The 4,511-nt window shown below is 64.4% G+C and carries 4 protein-coding genes and 1 pseudogene; all 5 read left to right on the top strand.

Annotation, left to right across the window (positions count from 1 at the left end; genetic code table 11):
* Positions 1-425 (top strand): annotated as a pseudogene (gene pyrB / locus HP547_RS27485) (aspartate carbamoyltransferase catalytic subunit); the annotation flags it as partial.
* Positions 422-1,693, top strand: a complete 1,272-nt coding sequence (locus HP547_RS27480; RefSeq protein ID WP_172288586.1) for a dihydroorotase — start codon at positions 422-424, stop codon at positions 1,691-1,693. The pseudogene pyrB and the gene HP547_RS27480, both read left to right, overlap by 4 nt.
* Positions 1,694-1,905: 212 nt before the next feature.
* Complete coding sequence (gene hslV, locus HP547_RS27475) at positions 1,906-2,436, top strand: ATP-dependent protease subunit HslV (RefSeq protein WP_003249309.1); 531 nt, start codon at positions 1,906-1,908, stop codon at positions 2,434-2,436.
* 73 nt (positions 2,437-2,509) lie between these two features.
* On the top strand, positions 2,510-3,853 hold the full coding sequence (hslU, locus tag HP547_RS27470; RefSeq protein ID WP_172229805.1) for an ATP-dependent protease ATPase subunit HslU: 1,344 nt from the start codon (positions 2,510-2,512) through the stop codon (positions 3,851-3,853).
* A 186-nt stretch (positions 3,854-4,039) separates the two neighbouring features.
* The gene (locus HP547_RS27465; RefSeq protein ID WP_172229808.1) at positions 4,040-4,417 is read left to right on the top strand and encodes a gamma-butyrobetaine hydroxylase-like domain-containing protein; all 378 of its coding nucleotides are present in this window, start codon (positions 4,040-4,042) and stop codon (positions 4,415-4,417) included.
* The last annotated feature ends 94 nt before the right edge of the window (positions 4,418-4,511 follow it).

The following is a 4,511-nucleotide window of genomic DNA, read 5'->3' as shown; positions in this document are numbered from 1 at the left end:
AGGCGCTGGGCTGCCCGGACATCCGCGTGATCGGCCCGAAAACCCTGATCCCGATCGGGATCGAGCAGTACGGCGTGAAGGTTTACACCGACCTTGCCGAAGGCCTGAAGGACGTCGACGTGGTGATCATGCTGCGCCTGCAGCGTGAACGCATGGCCGGTGGCCTGCTGCCCAGCGAAGGCGAGTTCTACCGCCTGTTCGGCCTGACCACCGCACGCCTGGCCGGGGCCAAGCCCGATGCCATCGTCATGCACCCGGGGCCGATCAACCGCGGCGTGGAAATCGAGTCGGCGGTGGCCGACGGCAAGCACTCGGTGATCCTCAACCAGGTCACCTACGGCATCGCCGTGCGCATGGCCGTGTTGTCCATGGCCATGAGCGGGCAGAACGCGCAACGTCAATTCGACCAGGAGAACGCCCAGTGACAATCAGTATTCTCGGCGCCCGGGTCATCGACCCCAACAGCGGCCTGGACCAGGTTACCGACCTGCACCTGGACGGCGGCCGCATTGCCGCCATCGGCGCCGCCCCGGCCGGGTTCAGCGCCAACCGTACGATTCAGGCCGATGGCCTGGTCGCCGCGCCCGGGCTGGTCGACCTTGGTGTATCCCTGCGCGAGCCGGGCTACAGCCGCAAAGGCACTATCGCCAGTGAAACCCGCGCAGCGGTGGCCGGCGGCGTTACCAGCCTGTGCTGCCCACCGCAGACCAAGCCGGTGCTGGACACCTCGGCTGTGGCCGAGCTGATTCTCGACCGCGCCCGCGAGGCAGCCAACAGCAAGGTCTACCCGATCGGCGCGCTGACCAAAGGCCTGGAAGGCGAGCAGCTGGCCGAGCTGGTAGCCCTGCGCGACACCGGCTGCGTTGCGTTTGGCAACGGCCTGAAACAAATCCCCAACAACCGTACCCTGGCCCGCGCCCTGGAATACGCCGCCACCTTCGACCTGACCGTGGTGTTCCACTCCCAGGACCGCGACCTGGCCCAGGGCGGCCTGGCCCATGAAGGCGCCATGGCCAGCTTCCTCGGCCTGCCGGGCATCCCGGAAACCGCCGAAACTGTGGCCCTGGCCCGCAACCTGTTGCTGGTGGAGCAGTCCGGTGTGCGCGCGCACTTCAGCCAGATCACCAGCGCCCGTGGCGCACGGCTGATCGCGCAGGCCCAGCAACTCGGTCTGCCGGTGACCGCCGACGTGGCGTTATACCAGCTGATCCTCACCGATGAATCGCTGCGCGAGTTCTCCAGCCTGTACCACGTGCAGCCGCCGCTGCGCACCGCCGCCGACCGCGATGGCCTGCGCGAGGCAGTGAAGGCGGGGGTGATCCAGGCAATCTCCAGCCATCACCAGCCGCACGAGCGCGATGCCAAGCTGGCCCCGTTCGGCGCCACCGAGCCTGGCATCAGCAGCGTCGAGTTGCTGCTGCCGCTGGCCATGACCCTGGTTCAGGATGGCCTGCTCGACCTGCCAACCCTGCTGGCACGCCTGAGCAGCGACCCGGCGGCGGCCCTGCGTCTGCCGGCCGGCGAGCTGAAAGTGGGTGGCACAGCCGACCTGGTGCTGTTCGACCCGCAAGCCTCGACCGTTGCCGGCGAGCAGTGGTTCTCGCGTGGGGAGAATTGCCCGTTCATCGGCCACTGCCTGCCGGGGGCCGTGCGTTATACCTTGGTCGACGGGCACGTCTGCCACGAGGCCTGAGTAACCCTCACTGGCCTCATCGCCGGCAAGCCAGCTCCCACAGGAAATCACTGCCCTCGAGGTCTGTGGTTTTCCTGTGGGAGCTGGCTTGTCGGCGATGAGGCCGGCGCAGCAGAACACTGACCATTCATCCCTCACGGTTGAAATCCTTCCCCCCACCCCCATATGAGTCTGCATCAGGCACTTTCGCCCCGCTGCGTGGAGACTCTCCCTTGACCACCATCGTTTCTGTCCGCCGTAACGGCAAAGTCGTCATGGGCGGCGACGGCCAGGTATCCCTCGGCAACACCGTGATGAAAGGCAACGCCAAGAAAGTGCGCCGCCTGTACCACGGTCAGGTCATTGCAGGCTTCGCCGGCGCTACCGCCGATGCCTTCACCCTGTTCGAGCGCTTTGAAGGGCAGCTCGAGAAACATCAGGGCCATCTGGTTCGCGCTGCCGTCGAACTGGCCAAGGAATGGCGTACCGACCGTTCCCTGAGCCGTCTGGAAGCCATGCTGGCCGTGGCCAACAAGGACGCTTCGCTGATCATCACCGGCAACGGCGACGTGGTCGAACCCGAAGACGGCCTGATCGCCATGGGTTCCGGCGGCGCCTACGCCCAGGCCGCAGCCCGCGCCCTGCTGAACAAGACCGACCTCTCGGCCCGTGAAATCGCCGAGACCGCTCTGAACATCGCGGGTGATATCTGCGTGTTCACCAACCACAACCTGACCATCGAGGAGCAGGACCTGGCCGACTGATTCAGCTGTTCTGGCGTCCCGCTGCAAGCGGGACTTTTCCACGCTGATCATCCGCCCAAGGACCATTTTCATCATGTCCATGACCCCCCGCGAAATCGTCCACGAACTCAACCGCCACATCATCGGCCAGGACGACGCCAAGCGCGCCGTGGCCATTGCCCTGCGCAACCGCTGGCGGCGCATGCAGCTGCCTGCCGAGCTGCGTGCCGAAGTGACCCCGAAGAACATCCTGATGATCGGCCCGACCGGCGTCGGCAAGACCGAAATCGCCCGTCGTCTGGCCAAACTGGCCAATGCGCCGTTCCTCAAGGTCGAAGCCACCAAGTTCACCGAAGTGGGCTATGTGGGCCGCGACGTCGAATCGATCATCCGCGACCTGGCTGACGCCGCGCTGAAGATGCTGCGTGAGCAAGAGATCATCCGCGTGCGCCACCGCGCCGAGGACGCTGCCGAAGACCGTATCCTCGACGCCCTGCTGCCACAGGCGCGGGTCACCAGCTTCAGCGAGGAAGCCGCGCAGACCAGCAGCGATTCCAACACCCGCCAGCTGTTCCGCAAGCGCCTGCGCGAAGGCCAGCTGGACGACAAGGAAATCGAAATCGAAGTGGCCGATGCCGTGGGTGTGGAAATCGCCGCACCGCCCGGCATGGAAGAAATGACCAACCAGCTGCAAAGCCTGTTCGCCAACATGGGCAAGGGCAAGCGCAAGGCGCGCAAGCTGAAGGTGAAAGAAGCGCTGAAGCTGGTTCGCGAGGAAGAAGCGAGCCGCCTGGTCAACGAGGAAGAACTCAAGGCCAAGGCCCTGGAAGCGGTCGAGCAGCACGGTATCGTGTTCATCGACGAAATCGACAAGGTTGCCAAACGTGGCAACGTTGGCGGCGCCGACGTGTCCCGCGAAGGTGTGCAGCGCGACCTGCTGCCTCTGATCGAAGGCTGCACCGTCAACACCAAGCTGGGCATGGTCAAGACCGACCATATCCTGTTCATTGCCTCGGGCGCGTTCCACCTGAGCAAGCCGAGCGACCTGGTGCCCGAGCTGCAAGGCCGGCTGCCAATCCGGGTCGAGCTGAAGGCACTGACCCCGGAAGACTTCGAGCGCATCCTGCAAGAGCCGCACGCGTCGCTGACCGAGCAGTATCAGGCACTGCTGAAAACCGAAGGCCTGAACATCGAGTTCATTGCCGACGGTATCAAGCGCCTGGCCGAGATTGCCTATCAGGTCAACGAAAAAACCGAAAACATTGGCGCCCGCCGCCTGCACACCCTGCTCGAGCGCCTGCTCGAAGAGGTGTCGTTCAGCGCAGGTGACCTGGCCAGCACCCATGACGAAGCACCAATCCAGATCGACGCGGCGTACGTGAACAGCCACCTCGGTGAGCTGGCGCAGAACGAAGACCTGTCGCGTTACATCCTGTAAGACCGCAGGGGGCCGCTGTGCGGCCCTTTCGCCGGCAAGCCAGCTCCCACAGGATCACCGCAACCCTGAAGACTGTGGAGTACCTGTGGGAGCTGGCTTGCCGCCGATGGGCTGCAAAGCAGCCCCTTGCACAATCCCCCGAATCTCCCGAAGCTGTGCACCATCAGCTCCCGAGAGATTCCCGTCATGGCCCGCCTGCCCACCGCCATCAACCTGCACAAAGCCTCGAAAACCCTTAGCCTCACCTACGCCCCCGGCGAGGTCTACACCCTGCCCGCCGAATTCCTGCGCGTGCACTCCCCCTCCGCCGAAGTCCAGGGCCACGGCAACCCCATCCTGCAATTCGGCAAGATCAACGTCGGCCTTGTCGGCCTGGAACCTGCCGGCCAATATGCACTGAAACTGACCTTCGACGACGGCCACGACAGCGGCCTGTTCACCTGGGAATACCTCGAACAGCTGTGCCTGCGCCAGGCACAGCTGTGGGCCGAGTACCTCGACGAACTGCACAAGGCCGGAAAGTCCCGCGACCCGGCCGAAGCCGTGGTCAAACTCATGCTCTAGCGCAAGGCCTGCAAGGTTTAGAGCGCATTTTCTAAATTCATCTGTTTGAATGCCCTACAGACAGCCCAGTGACGGGCTGTCTTGCGCATTACAT

The organism is Pseudomonas sp. CM27 (assembly GCF_013179515.1).
Classification (GTDB): domain Bacteria; phylum Pseudomonadota; class Gammaproteobacteria; order Pseudomonadales; family Pseudomonadaceae; genus Aquipseudomonas.
This window is presented reverse-complemented; position numbering and strand designations above follow the sequence as displayed.

What these genes read in the sequence shown, in the direction of transcription:
- HP547_RS27465 (WP_172229808.1), top strand. Translation starts at nt 4,040, where the DNA reads ATGGCCCGCCTGCCCACCGCCATCAACCTGCACAAAGCCTCGAAAACC.
- hslU (WP_172229805.1), top strand. Translation starts at nt 2,510, where the DNA reads ATGTCCATGACCCCCCGCGAAATCGTCCACGAACTCAACCGCCACATC.